Origin of the sequence: Paracoccus laeviglucosivorans, assembly GCF_900182695.1 — a bacterium.
Classification (GTDB): Bacteria; Pseudomonadota; Alphaproteobacteria; order Rhodobacterales; family Rhodobacteraceae; genus Paracoccus; species Paracoccus laeviglucosivorans.
Genome location: NZ_FXTK01000008.1, coordinates 68,486 through 83,698 on the forward strand (window position 1 = coordinate 68,486; position 15,213 = coordinate 83,698).

At 62.5% G+C, this 15,213-nt stretch carries 14 protein-coding genes; 5 read left to right on the forward strand and 9 right to left on the reverse strand.

All coding sequences use genetic code 11. The features are described from left to right. Positions 1-2: 2 nt before the first annotated feature. Positions 3-737 carry an SDR family oxidoreductase gene (locus FN835_RS10630; RefSeq protein WP_142663203.1) on the reverse strand — a complete coding sequence of 245 codons (735 nt, stop codon included), beginning with the start codon at positions 735-737 and terminating at the stop codon, positions 3-5. A 24-nt stretch (positions 738-761) separates the two neighbouring features. Then, the gene (locus FN835_RS10635) at positions 762-2,543 is read right to left on the reverse strand and encodes an IlvD/Edd family dehydratase (RefSeq protein ID WP_142663204.1); all 1,782 of its coding nucleotides are present in this window, start codon (positions 2,541-2,543) and stop codon (positions 762-764) included. Between the two features lie 139 nt (positions 2,544-2,682). On the opposite strand from FN835_RS10635, the gene FN835_RS10640 reads away from it, so the two are divergent. The 4 genes from FN835_RS10640 to FN835_RS10655 all read left to right on the forward strand — a co-directional run bounded on the left by FN835_RS10640 (position 2,683) and on the right by FN835_RS10655 (position 6,155). Further along, the gene (locus FN835_RS10640; protein WP_142663205.1) at positions 2,683-3,594 is read left to right on the forward strand and encodes a dihydrodipicolinate synthase family protein; all 912 of its coding nucleotides are present in this window, start codon (positions 2,683-2,685) and stop codon (positions 3,592-3,594) included. 101 nt (positions 3,595-3,695) lie between these two features. Then, positions 3,696-4,670, forward strand: coding sequence for a D-erythronate dehydrogenase (gene denD, locus FN835_RS10645; RefSeq protein WP_142663206.1), 975 nt, complete (start codon positions 3,696-3,698; stop codon positions 4,668-4,670). Further along, positions 4,657-5,394: a GntR family transcriptional regulator gene (locus FN835_RS10650; RefSeq protein ID WP_142663207.1), complete on the forward strand. Its 738-nt coding sequence runs from the start codon at positions 4,657-4,659 to the stop codon at positions 5,392-5,394. Before denD ends, FN835_RS10650 begins: the two co-directional genes overlap by 14 nt. A 26-nt stretch (positions 5,395-5,420) precedes the next feature. Next, positions 5,421-6,155 carry an SDR family oxidoreductase gene (locus FN835_RS10655; protein ID WP_142663208.1) on the forward strand — a complete coding sequence of 245 codons (735 nt, stop codon included), beginning with the start codon at positions 5,421-5,423 and terminating at the stop codon, positions 6,153-6,155. 149 nt (positions 6,156-6,304) lie between these two features. On the opposite strand, the gene FN835_RS10660 is transcribed toward FN835_RS10655, so the two are convergent. From FN835_RS10660 to FN835_RS10685, 6 genes are all read right to left on the reverse strand, one after another. Then, on the reverse strand, positions 6,305-7,183 hold the full coding sequence (locus tag FN835_RS10660) for a carbohydrate ABC transporter permease (protein WP_221930410.1): 879 nt from the start codon (positions 7,181-7,183) through the stop codon (positions 6,305-6,307). Beyond that, entirely contained in the window at positions 7,183-8,109 is a 927-nt protein-coding gene (locus tag FN835_RS10665; protein WP_142663210.1) for a carbohydrate ABC transporter permease, read from the reverse strand. The genes FN835_RS10660 and FN835_RS10665 overlap by 1 nt, the downstream gene beginning before the upstream one ends. Positions 8,110-8,166: 57 nt before the next feature. Then, positions 8,167-9,480 carry an ABC transporter substrate-binding protein gene (locus FN835_RS10670; protein WP_142663211.1) on the reverse strand — a complete coding sequence of 438 codons (1,314 nt, stop codon included), beginning with the start codon at positions 9,478-9,480 and terminating at the stop codon, positions 8,167-8,169. Positions 9,481-9,555: 75 nt separating this feature from the next. Further along, positions 9,556-10,602 (reverse strand): ABC transporter ATP-binding protein, encoded by a 1,047-nt coding sequence (locus FN835_RS10675; RefSeq protein ID WP_142663212.1) that lies wholly within the window; start codon positions 10,600-10,602, stop codon positions 9,556-9,558. Positions 10,603-10,727: 125 nt separating this feature from the next. Further along, a complete protein-coding gene (locus tag FN835_RS10680; RefSeq protein ID WP_142663213.1) occupies positions 10,728-11,627 on the reverse strand; it encodes a sugar kinase in 900 nt (299 codons plus the stop codon). Between the two features lie 95 nt (positions 11,628-11,722). After that, positions 11,723-13,174 (reverse strand): aldehyde dehydrogenase family protein, encoded by a 1,452-nt coding sequence (locus FN835_RS10685; RefSeq protein WP_142663214.1) that lies wholly within the window; start codon positions 13,172-13,174, stop codon positions 11,723-11,725. A 176-nt stretch (positions 13,175-13,350) separates the two neighbouring features. On the opposite strand from FN835_RS10685, the gene FN835_RS10690 reads away from it, so the two are divergent. After that, positions 13,351-14,013 (forward strand): peroxiredoxin, encoded by a 663-nt coding sequence (locus FN835_RS10690; protein WP_142663215.1) that lies wholly within the window; start codon positions 13,351-13,353, stop codon positions 14,011-14,013. Between the two features lie 355 nt (positions 14,014-14,368). Here the strand turns inward: FN835_RS10690 and FN835_RS10695 are convergent, their stop codons facing one another. Continuing rightward, positions 14,369-15,166 carry a hypothetical protein gene (locus FN835_RS10695; protein ID WP_142663216.1) on the reverse strand — a complete coding sequence of 266 codons (798 nt, stop codon included), beginning with the start codon at positions 15,164-15,166 and terminating at the stop codon, positions 14,369-14,371. Positions 15,167-15,213 lie beyond the last annotated feature (47 nt).

Genomic DNA, 15,213 nt, shown 5'->3' on the forward strand with positions numbered 1-15,213 from the left:
CCTTACCCCCGCCCGATATAGGGCATGTTGGTGGCCATCACCGTCAGCCATTGGATATTCGCACCCTCGGGCTGGGTGGCCATGTGCAGGACCGACTGCGCCACGGTGCGCGCGTCCATCACCGGCTCGACCTTGATCGAGCCATCGGCCTGCGGCACACCCTTGGTCATCTTCTGCGCCATTTCGGTCAGCGCATTGCCGATATCCACCTGCCCGCAGGCGATGTTGAACGGCCGCCCGTCCAGCGACAGCGTGCGCGTCAGCCCGGTCACCGCATGTTTTGACATGGTATAGGGCGCGGTCCCCGGACGCGGCACATCAGCGGAAACCGAGCCGTTGTTGATGATCCGTCCACCCATCGGGTCTTGCCGGCGCATGTGGCGAAACGCGGCGCGTGCGCAATAAAACATGCCGTCGATATTGACCCGCGCAAGGTTCTGCCACTGCTCGACGGTGGTTTCGTCGATCAGGATCGAGCCCAGCGAAGCGCCCGCGTTGTTGAACAGCACGTCCAGCCGACCCCATTCGCCTGCGGCCTTGGCGAATGCCGCATCGACCGCATCCGCATCGGTCACGTCGCAGGGCAGAACCAGCGCATTGGGATGGCCCGCCGCAGTTTCCTGCAGCGCATCGGCACGCCTGCCGATCAGGCCGACCTGCCAGCCTTTTTCCAGAAACAGTTGCGCCGTGACACGGCCCACGCCGCTGCCGCCGCCCGTAATCAGGATGTTCGTCATGTCTCCTCCCCTATTGCCGGTTCATCAATGATTGTCGCGCGGCAAGGTCTTGCGCACGCGCTGATAGGCCGTTGCCAGTTCCAGACAGCCGCCCTGAGCCAGCTGACCGACCTCCTTGCGATAGATCTCCTCCCACGGGGTCTGGTTTTCCAGCACCGGCGGGGTCCACGCATCCTTGCGGGCCTGCCACTCGGCATCGCCGACCAGCGCATCCATCCGTCCCGCATTCAGGTCCAGCCGCACCCGATCGCCGGTCTGCAAATAGGCCAGCCCCCCGCCGACCACAGATTCCGGCGAGGCGTTCAGGATCGACGGGCTTTCCGAGGTGCCCGATTGCCGCCCGTCGCCCACGGTGGGCAGATGGTTGATGCCCTGTTTCAGCAGCGCATCCGGCGGCTGCATGTTCACCACCTCGGCGCTGCCGGGATAGCCCACGCAGCCCACGCCGCGAATGAACAGGATGCAGTTTTCGTCAATCGCCAGTTCCGGGTCGTTCAGCCGTTCGTGGTAATCCTCGGGGCCTTCGAAGACGATGGCGCGGGCTTCATGGATGCCCTCGGCCCCCGGCTTCGACAGGAACCGCTGTCGGAAATCACCCGAGATCACGCTGGTCTTCATCAGTGCGCTATCGAACAGGTTGCCGGTCAGCACGATGAAACCGGCATTCTGCCGCATCGGTTCGGCATAGGTCTTGATCACCGCATGATCCTGACTTTCCCATCCAATCAGATTCTGGCCCATGCTCGCGCCCGTGACGGTCATCGCGTTTTCATGCAGGCGTCCGGCCTTTTTCAGCTCGGCCATGACCGCAGGCACACCGCCCGCGTGAAAGAAGCTTTCCCCAAGGAATTCCCCAGCGGGCTGCATGTTCACCAGCAAGGGCACATCGAAGCCGATCTTTTGCCAGTCGGTCACGTCCAGTTCGACCCCGGCATGTCGTGCAATCGCCTGCAAATGCGGCGGCGCGTTGGTCGAACCGCCGATGGCGCTGTTCACGATGATCGCGTTTTCAAACGCCTGGCGGGTCAGGATGTCGCTGGGTTTCAGGTCGTCATAGACCATTCCCACGATGCGCTTGCCGGTCTGATAGGCCATGTTCATCCGCTCGCGGAACGGAGCGGGAATGGCGGAACAGCCGGTCAGCGACATGCCCAGCGCCTCGGCCATGGCGTTCATGGTGCTGGCCGTGCCCATCGTGTTGCAATGGCCAAGCGACGGGGCGCTGGCGCAGACGCGGGACATGAATTCATCATAGTCGATCTTGCCTTCGGACAGCAGGCGACGGCTTTCCCAGACCACCGTGCCCGAACCCGCGCGCTTGCCCTTCCACCAGCCGTCCAGCATCGGCCCGCCATTCAGCGTAATCGCCGGAATATCGACCGTCGCCGCGCCCATCAGCATGGCCGGCGTGGTTTTGTCACAGCCGGTCGTCAGCACCACCCCGTCCAAAGGATAGCCGTGCAGCACCTCGACCAGACCCAGATAGGCCAGATTGCGGTCCAGCGCCGCAGTGGGGCGCTTGCCGGTTTCCTGAATCGGATGGACCGGGAATTCCATCGGGATGCCGCCGCCGTCGCGGATGCCCGCCTTGATGCGATCCATCAGGAAAACATGGATCTTGTTGCACGGGGCCAGATCGCTGCCCGTCTGCGCGATGCCGATGATCGGACGGGCCGACTGCAATTCCTCGCGGGTGAACTGCTGGTTCAGGTAGCGTTCGATATATAGCGCGGTCATGCCCGGATTGTTCGGATTGTCGAACCATTCCTGTGACCGGAATCGCTTGTTGGCGCGGGTATTTCCCATGACGTGTTCCCCCCTCTCCTGGCCTCACACGATGCTTGGTAAAATTTTGGTATACCAGATTTGAAGATATGGGAAGGGGGCAGCTTGCGCGTTTCGAATTTTGGTATACCATTTGCGCCAACTTACGGAGGGGGCCAAAGTGGCAAAATATTCGGGTATCTGGCCGGTCGCGCCGGTGGCGTTCCGCGATGACGGAGCAGTGGATCTGGACGGCAACCGCCGCATTCTGGACTGCATGATCGACCAGGGCGTCGATGGCATCTGCGTGCTGGCGAATTTCTCGGAGCAGTTCCTGATTTCCGATGCCGAGCGCGAGGCGCTGACGCGGCTGTCGCTGGAACACGTGGCGGGCCGCGTGCCGGTGATCGTCACGATCAGCCATTATTCGACGCCGATCGTCGTCGAACGCGCCAAGCTGGCGAAATCGCTGGGCGCGGCGATGGTCATGGTCATGCCGCCCTATCACGGGGCGCTGCTGAAGGGCACGGCAGACCAGACGTTTGAGCAATTCGCCGAAATCTCGAAGGTCGGCATCCCTATCATGATCCAGGATGCGCCGCTGTCGGGTGTCGATCTGCCCGTGCCGCTGCTGGTCCGCATGGCGCGGGAAATCGAACAGGTGCGCCTGTTCAAGATCGAATGCGCCGGGGCCGCCGCCAAGCTGCGCGCGCTGATCGAGGCGGGCGGCGACGCCATCGAAGGGCCATTCGACGGCGAAGAAGCCATCACCCTGCTGGCCGATCTGGACGCGGGCGCGACGGGCACGATGACCAGCGCCATGATCCCCGACCAGATCAAGCCGGTTCTGACCCACTGGCAGGCGGGCGACCGTGCGGCGGCCACGGCGGCCTATGCCCGCATCCTGCCTGCGGTGAACCACGAAAACCGCCAATGCGGTTTCCGCAGCGCCAAGGCGGTGATGAAGGAAGGCGGCGTGATCCGTTCCGATTTCAGCCGCCACCCCATCGCGCCGCTGCATCCCGCGACAAGCGCCATGCTGCTGGACCTTGTGCGCCCGCTGGACCCCGTGGCATTGCGCTGGGGCAAGTGATCCGCTGAAAATCAGGGGCGCGACACGCACGCGCCCTCTGGCACTGATCGATTCAACAATGTATACATAAACGAACCGGAGTGAGGGAGGAAGGTTCGGACATGAAGCTGTTGATCATCGGTGCCGCAGGAATGGTTGGCCGCAGGCTGGCCGAAACGATCCTGAAATCGGGCCAGTTGGGCGGGCAGGCTGTGGATGCACTGACCGCTTTCGACGTGTTTCCGGCCGATCTTGCCTCGACCCCGCAGGTTCAGGTCACGGTGCTGTCGGGCGATGTGTCCGACCGCGCCACCGTGGACGGGCTGATCGCCGAACGCCCTGACGTGATCTTCCATCTTGCCGCCATCGTCTCGGGCGAGGCGGAGGCGGATTTCGACAAAGGCTATGCCATCAACCTTGACGGCACGCGCCATATCTTCGAGGCGATCCGCGCACAGGCCGATTACCATCCGCGCGTGGTCTATACCTCATCCATCGCCGTCTTTGGCGCCCCGTTCGAGGATAAGATCACCGATACGTTCATCACCGCGCCCATGACCAGCTATGGCGCGCAAAAGATGATCGGGGAATTGCTGCTGAACGATTATTCCCGCAAGGGCATCTTCGACGGCATCGGCATCCGCCTGCCCACCATCGTCGTGCGTCCGGGCAAGCCGAACAAGGCGGCATCCGGCTTCTTCTCGGGGATCATCCGCGAACCGCTGGCGGGTCTGGATGCAGAACTGCCGGTCGCAGACGACGTGCGCCATTGGTTCGCCAGCCCCGATGCGGCTGTGGGTTTCCTGCTTCATGCGGCGACCATGGACACCGCGCCCCTTGGTGCGCGGCGCTGCCTGACAATGCCGGGCCTGTCGCTGACCATCGCCGAGGTGCTGGCGGCACTGCGCGAAGTCGCAGGCGACGATGCAGTGGCGCGGGTCAAGCGTGTGCCCAACGATACCATTCGCGGCATCGTCGCGGGCTGGCCGCAGGATTTCGACCCGTCCCGTGCCCTGTCGGTGGGTTTCACCGCCGATGCAGATTTCCAGTCGATCATCCGCGCCCATATTCGGGACATGGCCCATGCGGACGGCTGATCCGTCGTCGCGCAAGCTGCCGCGGGCCTGGCGGGCCGCGCCCAGCCTTCAGGGGCTGGCCGACATGCCCGCACGCGACCGCGCCTATCACGATCTGCGCTATCGCATCATGACGGGCCGTCTTGCGCCCGGCACGACGTTGCTGGAGACCGAGCTTGCGGGTCTGTTATCGCTGTCGCGCACCCCTGTGCGCGAGGCGGTGATCAAGCTGGAGGAGGAGGGGCTGGTCGATGTCCGCCCCCGTCACGGCGTCACGGTCAAACCGTTGTCCATGCAGGACTTTGCCCATATCCTCAATGTGTTCTCGGCGCTTGAGGTGCGGGCGTTCGAGCTGGTCGCAGCACGCGGCCTGCAGCCCGACGAAGCCCGCGCCCTTGAGCGGATGCTGGAGGATATGGAGGCCGCGACACTGGCCCATGATCTGGGCCATTGGGCGGATCTGGACGATGAATTCCATTCGCAGATCGTGGCGCTTTCGGGCAATGCGCGGCTGCAGGACGCACTGAACGCATTCTGGGGCCAGCAATACCGGGCGCGGATGATGATCCTGCCGCTGCGCCCTTCGCCCGTGCAATCCGACATCGAACATCGCGGCATATTCGAGGCGCTGAAGGCAGGCGACCGCCAGCTGACGCGCAGCCGCCACAACGCGCATCGCGACCGTGCCGACGCGCAGCAGCTTGACCTGCTGGGGCGTTCCTTGGGCAGCAGCGGGTTTGCCTGACAGTTTTCTTTGGGAGGGGAGAATTTATGAACAAGATCGACCTTGAGGGCCGTCTTGCGGTCGTGACCGGCGCAGCGCAGGGCATCGGTTATGCCGTGGCGCAGCGTTTCGTGGACAGCGGCGCGCGCGTCATCATCTGGGACCGCGACGGCGATGCGGCAGGACGTGCGGCGGAAACGCTTGGCCCTTCGGCCAGCGCGCGGGCGGTGGAACTGGCCGATGATGCGCAGATCGACGCCGCCGCGCAGGCCGCGGGGCCGGTCGATATTCTGGTCAACAATGCCGGCATCACCGGCGGCAATGGCAAGACATGGGATCTTGATCCGGCAGTCTGGCGCCAGGTGATCGAGGTGAACCTGAACGCGCCCTACGTCGCCTGTCGGGCACTTGTGCCGGGTATGATCGCGCGCGGCTATGGCCGGATCGTCAACATCGCCTCGATCGCCGCCAAGGAGGGCAATCCGAACGCGGCGCATTATTCCGCCTCGAAGGCCGGGCTGATCGCGTTGACGAAATCGCTGGGCAAAGAGTTGGCCGGGACGGGGGTTCTGGTCAATGCGATCACGCCTGCGGCGGCGCGCACGCCGATCTTTGACCAGATGACGCAGGAACATATCGACTATATGCTGGCCAAGATCCCGATGAACCGCTTTCTGGAACCCGCCGAGGCCGCGTCGCTGGTCGCGTGGCTGGCATCGGAGGATTGCGCATTCTCGACCGGGGCGGTGTTCGACATTTCGGGCGGTCGCGCGACTTACTGACGCAAAAGGGGGGCGCTGCCCCCCGATCCCGTTCCGGGCTCTCCCCCCGGGGTATTTTCGGAACCAAGAAGCCGGGGGCGGCCGCGCCGTCCGGCAGGCGCGGCGCCAAAGGGGCGGGTCTGGATGGCCCGCCCCTTTGGCTTCCCCCCTTATTCCTTGACCGCGCCGGTCATTGAGCTGACGTAGTAATCCACGAAGAACGAATAGAGGATGACCACGGGCAGCGAGCCGAGGAGTGCCCCGCTCATCAATGCGCCCCATTCGTAGACATCGCCGCGCACCAGTTCGGTCAGAACGCCCACCGGGATCGTCTTGTTTTCCGAGCTGCTGATGAAGGTCAGCGCATAGATGAATTCGTTCCAGCTGAGCGTGAAGGCGAAGATCCCTGCCGAGATCAATCCCGGCACCGCCAGAGGCAGCACGATCTTTGTCAGGATCTGCCAGCGTGTCGCGCCATCGACCAGTGCCGATTCCTCAAGCTCATAGGGGATCGAGCGGAAATAACCCATCAGCAGCCATGTGCAGAACGGGATCAGGAAGGTCGGATAGGTCAGGATCAGCGCCAGCTTGCTGTCGAAGATGCCCATCTGGAACACGATCACCGAAAGCGGGATGAACAGGATCGACGGTGGCACCAGATAGGCCAGAAAGATCAGAAGGCCCGTGATCCGCGCGCCCCGAAACCGCAGGCGTTCAATCGCATAGGCCGCGAAGACCGAGGCGAACAAGGACAGGAAGGTCGATGCCACCGCCACGATCAGCGTGTTCCACAGCCAGCCGGGATAGCTGGTTTCAAAAAGCAGGTATTTGATATGTTGCAACGTTGGGCCGACCACCCAAAACGGGCTGTGGTTCTGGTAATCGGTCAGCTGGCTGTTCGGTTTTACCGCCGTGATCGCCATCCAGTAGAACGGGAACAGCAGCACGAAGATGAAGCAGGCCAAGGGCAGCCAGACCAGGAATATCTTGCGGCCCCGGCTTTCGAACTGGTCCAGACCTGCGTTGTCGTCGGTGACGGTCTTGGCCATCAGTCTGCTCCCTGCTGCCATTTGCGGCGCTGAAGGCCGAAGAAGCTGAATAGGATCGCCGCCAGCAGGAAGGGGATCATGGCGACGGCAATCGCCGCACCTTCGCCCAGTTGCCCGCCGGGAATGGCGCGTTGGAATGACAGCGTGGCCATCAGATGCGTCGCATTGACCGGCCCGCCGCGTGTCAGCACATAGATCAGCTGGAAGTCGGTGAAGGTGAACAGCACCGAAAACGTCATCACCACGGCAATGATCGGCGTCAGCAGCGGCAGCGTCACCTTGGTGAACCGCTGCCACGGCGTTGCACCGTCGATCGCCGCCGCCTCGTTCAGGGATTGCGGGATGGTTTGCAGGCCCGCCAGCAACGAGATGGCAACGAAGGGAATCCCCCGCCAGACGTTTGCCGCGATCACCGACCACCGCGCCGTCCACGGATCACCAAGGAAGTTGATCGGCTGGCTGATGATGCCCCATTTTATCAAGACCCAGCTGATGATCGAAAACTGGCTGTCGAAGATCCACCAGAATGCCAGCGCCGACAGCACCGTGGGCACGACCCAAGGCAGCAGGATGATCGCGCGGAACAGGTTCTTGAACGGCAGATGCCGGTTCAGCAGCAGGGCCAGCCAAAGCCCCAGCCCGAATTTCAGGACCGAGGCGATGGTGGTATAGAACAGCGTGTTGAAGACCGACAGCCAGAAGACCGGGTCGTCCATCAGCCAGATGTAGTTCTCAAGCCCGATCCAGACGCCTTCGCGGCCGATCCGGGCATCGGTAAAGCCCAGCCAGACACCCAGACCCAGCGGATAGGTCAGAAAGCACAGCAGGAAGACTGCCGCAGGCAGCATGAACAGAAAGCCCAGACCATTGCGGCTTTCGGTAAATCGCCGCCAGAACGAGGCGCGTTTTTCGGGAACGGGTGGCATGAAGCACTCCGGGACTTGTCCAGAGGAAAGGGGGCGCGCGAACGCCCCCGCCATGGTTCAGCGGTAATAGCGGCCTATGCGGCGCTCGGCGTTGCGGATCGCATCCTCGGTCGAGCGTTGGCCTGTGACGGCCTCGGCGAACATATCGACCAGAACGTAATCGGCCATGGTGCCTGCCGATGCCGGCCCCAGCGGTCCTGCATAGCCGTTCGGGCGCAGCGATCCCGACGCCTTGGAATAGGGCTCGTGGATCGGGTTCGATGTCCAGACCGGGTTCTTGCTGAAATCTTTCAGCGCGGGGCAGCAATAGGCACTGGCCCCTTCGATCCAGGCGTTCATGTGATCGGCCTGATACATCCATTCCAGATACGCCTTGGCGGCATTCGGGAATTTGCAGTGCTGGAAGATCGAAATGGTGGATGCCTGATGCAGTTCCACCGACTGGCCGATGGGACCGATGGGCAGGATCGCCGTGCGGATGTCTGCGGCCAGTTCCTTGGTCGCGTCATCCTTCATCGCGGAATAATACAGCGACACACCATTTGCGGTCAGCGACACGTCACCGGCCAGGAAGGCGCGGTTGTTATTGATGTCCAGCCAGCTTTCCGTGCCGGGAATAAAGGATGCGTAAAGCTGTTTCGCATATTCGATGGCAGCGGCGGTCTCGGGCGTGTTGATCGCGACCTCGCCCGCCTCGTTGACGGTCTGGCCGCCATGGCTCCACAGCAGCCAATGCGCGAAGTTGTTGCCGTCGCCCACGGCCTTGCCGAACGGAAAACCGGCGGGCGTGCCCTTTTCCTTGAGCGCCTGGCACAGTTTCAGGAATTCGTCGGTGGTGGTCGGGAAGGTGTCAAAACCTGCCGCCTTCACGTGGCTGTCGCGATAGCAGATCGCGTTGCCGATGGCGCAAAGCGGCGTCGAGATGAACTTGCCATCCTGTTCGCCGTAGCCGCGCAGACCGTCATACCAGCCGCCGTTCTTTTCGCCCAGCATGGTGCAAAGGTCGGTGACATCGACCAGCTTGTCGGGATATTGGAAGGGGTCGTCGAACCAGCTCATCACCATATCGGGGCCCGAGCCCACGTTTGCGGCGACGGCGGCTTTCGGGCGCACGTCCTCCCAGCTTTCCTGGTCGATACGGACCTGAACGCCCGTCGCCTCGGTGAATGCCTGGGTGTTGGCGTTCCACGCCGCTTCCTCTCCGGCGACGAAGGGCACCCAGCGCAGCAGGCGCAGGCTGGCGCCTTCTTCCGGGGTGAAGGTCATGCCCGCCGCCTGCGCCGAGGCGCGGCGGACAAACGGCGTGGGCAGCACGGATACCGCCGCGATGGCGGCCCCGGTCTTGAGCAGTTTTCTGCGGTCGATAGACATTGCTGAACTCCTCCCAAAGTGCAATGCGGCCGTCCTCCCGGCCATTCCGGCCCCGCGACGCGCGCGGGTAAGTCGTCAATCCGTCAGACGCATCCCGCTTTCGGCATCGAACAGATGCACGGCATGGGGATCGATCGAAATCTGCACCACATCGCCCGGACCCGCCGACAGACGGTCGCGAAAGACGCAGGTGACGGGTTGGCCGCCCACACGTCCGACGACATAGGTTTCCGAGCCGGTCGGCTCCAGCGTCTCGATGGTCAGGGGGATGTCCCCGCCCAGTGTGATCGCCTCGGGGCGGACGCCATAGATCAGCTTGCGGCCTTCGGGCGCGCGGGGGATCGGCAGGTGCTGGCCATCCTTGGCCACGAACACGCCGCCTTGGGCCTGCCCTTCGATCATGTTCATTGACGGGCTGCCGATAAAGCCCGCCACGAACAGGTTCGCGGGGCGGTCGTAAAGCTCCAGCGGTGCGCCGATCTGTTCGACACGGCCATCGTGCATGACCACGATCTTGTCGGCCATGGTCATGGCTTCGATCTGATCATGGGTGACATAGACCGTGGTGGTTTTCAGCCGCTGATGCAGGTTCTTGATTTCCGTCCGCATCGTCACGCGCAGTTTGGCGTCAAGGTTCGACAGCGGTTCGTCGAACAAAAACACCTGCGGATCGCGCACGATGGCGCGACCCATGGCGACGCGCTGGCGCTGACCGCCCGAAAGCTGGCGCGGATAGCGGTCCAGCAGATGCGCCAGACCTAAAATCTCGGCGGCGGGCTTCACCTTGGTTTCGATTTCCGATCGCGACGTGCCTTTCAGCTTCAGCGAAAAGCCCATGTTTTCCGCGACGGTCAGATGCGGGTAAAGCGCATAATTCTGAAACACCATCGCGATGTCGCGATCCTTGGGGGGCAGGTCGTTCACGACCTTTTCCCCGATCAGAATGTCGCCGGACGTGATATGTTCAAGGCCCGCCAGCATCCGCAGCAGCGTGGATTTGCCGCAACCCGACGGGCCGACCAGCACGACAAACTCGCCTTCGTCGATATCGACCGAGACGCCATGCATCACCTCGACCGCGCCATAGGACTTCTTCACATCGCGGATAGTCACCGAGGCCATGCGATCCCTCCTCCCAAAGGTATCCATTGTTGGGCAGGCTGGCAGGAATGGCATCACCGATCAAGACATTTATCGGATAAATCGCGAATTCTGATGGCGCGACATCGCCGCGCCCAATGTATACGCTATTTTCCGACAAGCATGTCGCGGGCAATCAGCGCGCCGGGCTGCATGACCACGCGCGAGGCAGTGGCATGGCCGCGTTGCGCCGCCTGTGCCATATCCAGCCCGGCCAGTCGCGCCGAAAGATAGCCGCCGTTGAAGCTGTCGCCCGCTCCCGTTGTATCGACCGGCGTGACGCGCGTGCCGCAGGGCAGGTCCAGCCATTGCCCATCCAGATGGCCCAGCATGTCCTCGCCGCCATTCTTGACCAGAATCTCGCTAGCCCCGGCGTTCAGATAACGCTCGGCGGTGACGCGGGGGGCTGCGTCGCCGAAGAATTGCGATTCCTCCTCGAAACTGGGTAGGGCGATGTTGGCAACGGCGGCGGCGCGGGCGATCCAGTCGCACATCTCGGACCGATCCGACCACAGGCGCAGGCGCATGTTGCTGTCGAAAGCCACGCGCCCCGGCGCGGCTTTCAGCGCGGCCAGCAGCGCCTGCCGCCGGTCGGGCGTCAGGATCGCCAACGTGATCCCCGAGAAATAGATCAGATCTGCGCCTTCGAAGCTGCGCGCCAGATGGTCGGGATCATCCGCCAGACAGCGCGCGGCCGAGCTGTCGCGCCAATAGGTAAAGCTGCGCTCGCCGTCCTTCAGGTCGATCATGTAAAGCCCCGGCGCACGGGTCGGATGGCAGGTGATGCAATCGGTGCCGATGCCAGCACCTGCGATGAAATCCAGCATGGCCTGCGAAATGCCGTCGCGGCCCACGCAGGTCAGGTAATCGACCTGCGCGTCGCCGGGCATCAGGGCGCGCAGATACCATGCGGTGTTGAACGTATCGCCCGCGAAAGCTTGACGCCAAAGCCCCTGCCCCGCGCCCGACAGTTCCACCATGCATTCGCCGACCGACACAACCCGCATCACATTCCCCCTTTGATGTTGGCGGGCACGTTAGCGGGAACGGCGGGAATGAAAAAGGGCCGCCAAACGGCGGCCCCTTTCCCATGTCACGGCGCTTAGGCGTCCACGTCCCAGCCGCTGATCTGCTTGCTGTCCATGAACTCCTCGATGCCCCAGACGCCGCCTTCGCGCGCCCGCCCCGAGGCTTTGACGCCACCAAAGGCCGACCCACGGCCACGGCGTTCGCCGTTCGTTTCGACCATCCCGGCGCGAAGCTGGCGGGCCAGACGGTTGCGGCGTGCGCCGTCCTGCGTCTGGACATAGTTCGTCAGGCCATAGATCGTGTCATTGGCGATGCTGATCGCCTCTTCCTCGGTGTCAAAGGGGATGATCGAGACGACAGGACCAAAGATCTCCTGCTGGGCGATGGTCATGTCGTTCGTCACATCGGCAAAGACCGTCGGACGCACGAAGTAACCCCGGTTCACGCCTTCGGGCAGACCCGGACCGCCGGTGACCAGACGCGCACCTTCGTCGATGCCTTTCTGGATCAGGTCCTGGATCTTGTCCCATTGCTGTTTGCTGACGACCGGCCCGATATGGTCGCCCGGCTGGTGTGCGGTCGCGATCTGCGCATCCTCTGCCAGCTTCTTGGCCTGTTCGATCGCGGTTTCATAGAATGAGCGTTCGACCAGCATCCGGGTCGGCGCATTGCACGACTGCCCCGAATTCAGCAGCACATGCCGCATTCCGCGTTCCACCGCCTTGTCATCGGCATCGGCGAACACAAGGTTCGCGCCCTTGCCGCCCAGCTCCAGCGTGACTTTTTTCACGGTATCCGCCGCCGCCTTGGTGATTGCGATTCCCGCGCGGGTCGAGCCGGTGAAGCTGATCATCTCGACATCCGGGTGCGTCGAAAGCTGCGTGCCGACACCCGGACCGTCGCCGTTCACCATATTATAGACGCCCGCAGGCAGCCCGGCTTCGTCCACGATCTCGGTCCAGACGATCGAGGAAAGCGGCGCGATCTCGGACGGTTTCAGCACGACCGTGTTGCCTGCCAGAATTGCCGGGATGACCTTTAGCGTGACCTGGTTCATCGGCCAGTTCCACGGGGTGATCAGCCCGATCACGCCGATCGGCTCCCATGCGACCATCGTGGTCGGCGCGTGCGGACCCAGCGGGCGGATGAATTCGAAATTGCGGAAGGCCTCGATAAAGGCTTCGATATGGGACACGCCCGCACCGGTCTGGTCCGCAAGCGCCATATCCTGCGGCGCACCCATTTCCGATGAAATGGCATTCGCCATGTCCTGCGCGCGGCGCTTGTAACCGGCAAGGATCTTTTCGACATAGGCCAGACGCTCAGCGGGTGCGGTCTGTGACCATACCGGGAAAGCGGCCTTCGCGGCAGCGACCGCCGCATCCGTATCGGCCTGCCCGCCCACCGAGATCACGGCCACCGGCTCTTCGGTCGAAGGGTCCAGCACCTCTAGGTCGTTCGGCTGAACCGGATCGACCCATTTTCCATTGATGTAGAATTTCCGCTTGTCTGCAAGTTCGCCCATCATCGGCCCCCTGTGCTTCTGGATTGGCATAACGTGGCACCCGGTATGGCAGTCTGCAAGAGCGACGACTCGCCGCAGTGCAGCGATGGAATTATACACGACTTGATAAGTCGTCCTTGGAATGGCGCGCAACTTCATTATGTTGGACGGTGAAGCAACCTAAAGGACCCGGCTCCATGTCCCTGCGCATCAACGACATCGCCCCCGACTTCACCGCCAATTCGACCGAAGGCCAGATCAGCTTCCATGACTGGATCGGCGACAGCTACGCCATCCTTTTCTCGCATCCGCGTGATTTTACGCCGGTCTGCACAACCGAATTCGGCGCCGTCGCCCAACTGATTCCAGAATTCGAAAAGCGCGGAACCAAGGTTCTGGGGGTTTCGGTCGATTCGGTCGAAGATCACGGCAAATGGAAGCATGACATCGAAACCGTCGCCGGCGTTCCCGCCAACTTCGCGATCATCGACGACCGTGAACTGTCGGTGGCCAAGGCCTATGACATGCTGCCCGCCGACTATTATCTGCCGACCGAAGGCCGCACGCCCGCGCATTCCGCGACCGTTCGCACCGTTTTCATCATCGGGCCGGATAAAAAGGTCCGCCTGACCATGACCTATCCCATGTCCGTGGGTCGGAATTTCGCTGAAATCCTGCGTGCGCTGGATGCGGTGCAGCAGACCGACGGCGTGCCGCTGGCGACCCCCGCGAACTGGGTGCCCGGTCAGGACGTGATCGTGGCGCTGGCGCTGGACGACGCCGCGGCCGAGGCGAAATATGGCGCGCTGGACAAAAAGCTGCCCTATCTGCGCTTTGCCAAGGCCCCGCAAAAGGGCTGATTTAACGGCAAATCATCCTAAGGCGGGGGCGACGAAAAAGATCGACCCCGCCTTTTTGTTTGAAAACACCAAAGCGGGGTCAAAGGCGGCGCCACAAATCTGATGTGGAATGATGCCACCATGGTCGCGACATCGCCGCGAAGTGCCTGAATATTTTAGAACTCGGAAACAGAAAACTCTTTGATCAAGGCATGGCCAGAGCCTGTTCCGGCTACCATTCAAGGTCAATCCTGACTTTTCGCCCCCGAATGCTGCACGGCAGCATTATGCGCATATCAATGTATTCCGCTGGCATGTTTCCGCTATCACGACGAATTTTCGAAAATGTGTCGGAACCGATGCAGTCATAACTGACTTATGTTAACCCCGCCGCGCGGGCTTTCGCGACGTGGTGGCCCAGAAACGAATCCTCAGGGATCTCGCCGCCGAATTCGGCCTTGATGATCTTGTTGATATTGCTGGCGGTCAGATGCACTGCCTTGGTTTCTTCGCCGAAACTGGCGTCGCTCAGATCGCCCGGCACCACGAATCGACGGCAGTCGCGGGTCAGAATCGGATACAGCACCTCAAGCGGCAATGCGTGTTTCAGTTCATCATGCTTGCGAAGATAGGCGGTCAGGGCGCGTGGCCCTGTGCTGCCCCATGGCCAGCGGTCGATGGGAACGCCCCGGCCCAGCGTCTTGACCCAGTATTTCGCCCGTCGCAGCCCGTTGATATGGGGTGCGATGCCCCGCGTCCCGGCGGTCAGTTTCGACAGATCGGCCAGCGTCGGGGACGATTTTGGCAGGCGCAGCACCGCGCAGTTCACCTGATCGGGCTTTTCATAACCATAGATGCGGTCGCCCGGAAAATCGAAGGGGCGCAGCGCGATCATGTCCAGATCGACCCAAGTGTGATCCGTGTTCCGCATCAGCGCAAAGCGAAAGAAATTGGAATGCAGCGACGGGCTTTGTTCGCGCGCATAGACCGCGATGCGGTGCGTGGGCAGCACTTCGTTGGCATCGCGGGCCTGCACCGCCGGGGGCAGGTTCTGGATCGGCGCATAGCTATAGACGGTCAGCGGATTGCCCATGCGCAGGAACGACGCGACCGAGGCCAGCTCGATCGGTCCCAGCCTGTCGCCCACCCACAGCGTCGCCAGTGAATTCCGCATCCCATCCCTCCCCAAGCGAACGGCCCGGAGATTATCTCCGGGCCGCG

Coding starts and splice junctions, on each gene's coding strand:
- FN835_RS10630 (WP_142663203.1), bottom strand. CDS start 737: ATGACGAACATCCTGATTACGGGCGGCGGCAGCGGCGTGGGCCGTGTC.
- FN835_RS10635 (WP_142663204.1), bottom strand. CDS start 2,543: ATGGGAAATACCCGCGCCAACAAGCGATTCCGGTCACAGGAATGGTTC.
- denD (WP_142663206.1), top strand. CDS start 3,696: ATGAAGCTGTTGATCATCGGTGCCGCAGGAATGGTTGGCCGCAGGCTG.
- FN835_RS10650 (WP_142663207.1), top strand. CDS start 4,657: ATGCGGACGGCTGATCCGTCGTCGCGCAAGCTGCCGCGGGCCTGGCGG.
- FN835_RS10655 (WP_142663208.1), top strand. CDS start 5,421: ATGAACAAGATCGACCTTGAGGGCCGTCTTGCGGTCGTGACCGGCGCA.
- FN835_RS10660 (WP_221930410.1), bottom strand. CDS start 7,183: ATGGCCAAGACCGTCACCGACGACAACGCAGGTCTGGACCAGTTCGAA.
- FN835_RS10665 (WP_142663210.1), bottom strand. CDS start 8,109: ATGCCACCCGTTCCCGAAAAACGCGCCTCGTTCTGGCGGCGATTTACC.
- FN835_RS10670 (WP_142663211.1), bottom strand. CDS start 9,480: ATGTCTATCGACCGCAGAAAACTGCTCAAGACCGGGGCCGCCATCGCG.
- FN835_RS10675 (WP_142663212.1), bottom strand. CDS start 10,602: ATGGCCTCGGTGACTATCCGCGATGTGAAGAAGTCCTATGGCGCGGTC.
- FN835_RS10680 (WP_142663213.1), bottom strand. CDS start 11,627: ATGCGGGTTGTGTCGGTCGGCGAATGCATGGTGGAACTGTCGGGCGCG.
- FN835_RS10685 (WP_142663214.1), bottom strand. CDS start 13,174: ATGGGCGAACTTGCAGACAAGCGGAAATTCTACATCAATGGAAAATGG.
- FN835_RS10690 (WP_142663215.1), top strand. CDS start 13,351: ATGTCCCTGCGCATCAACGACATCGCCCCCGACTTCACCGCCAATTCG.
- FN835_RS10695 (WP_142663216.1), bottom strand. CDS start 15,166: ATGCGGAATTCACTGGCGACGCTGTGGGTGGGCGACAGGCTGGGACCG.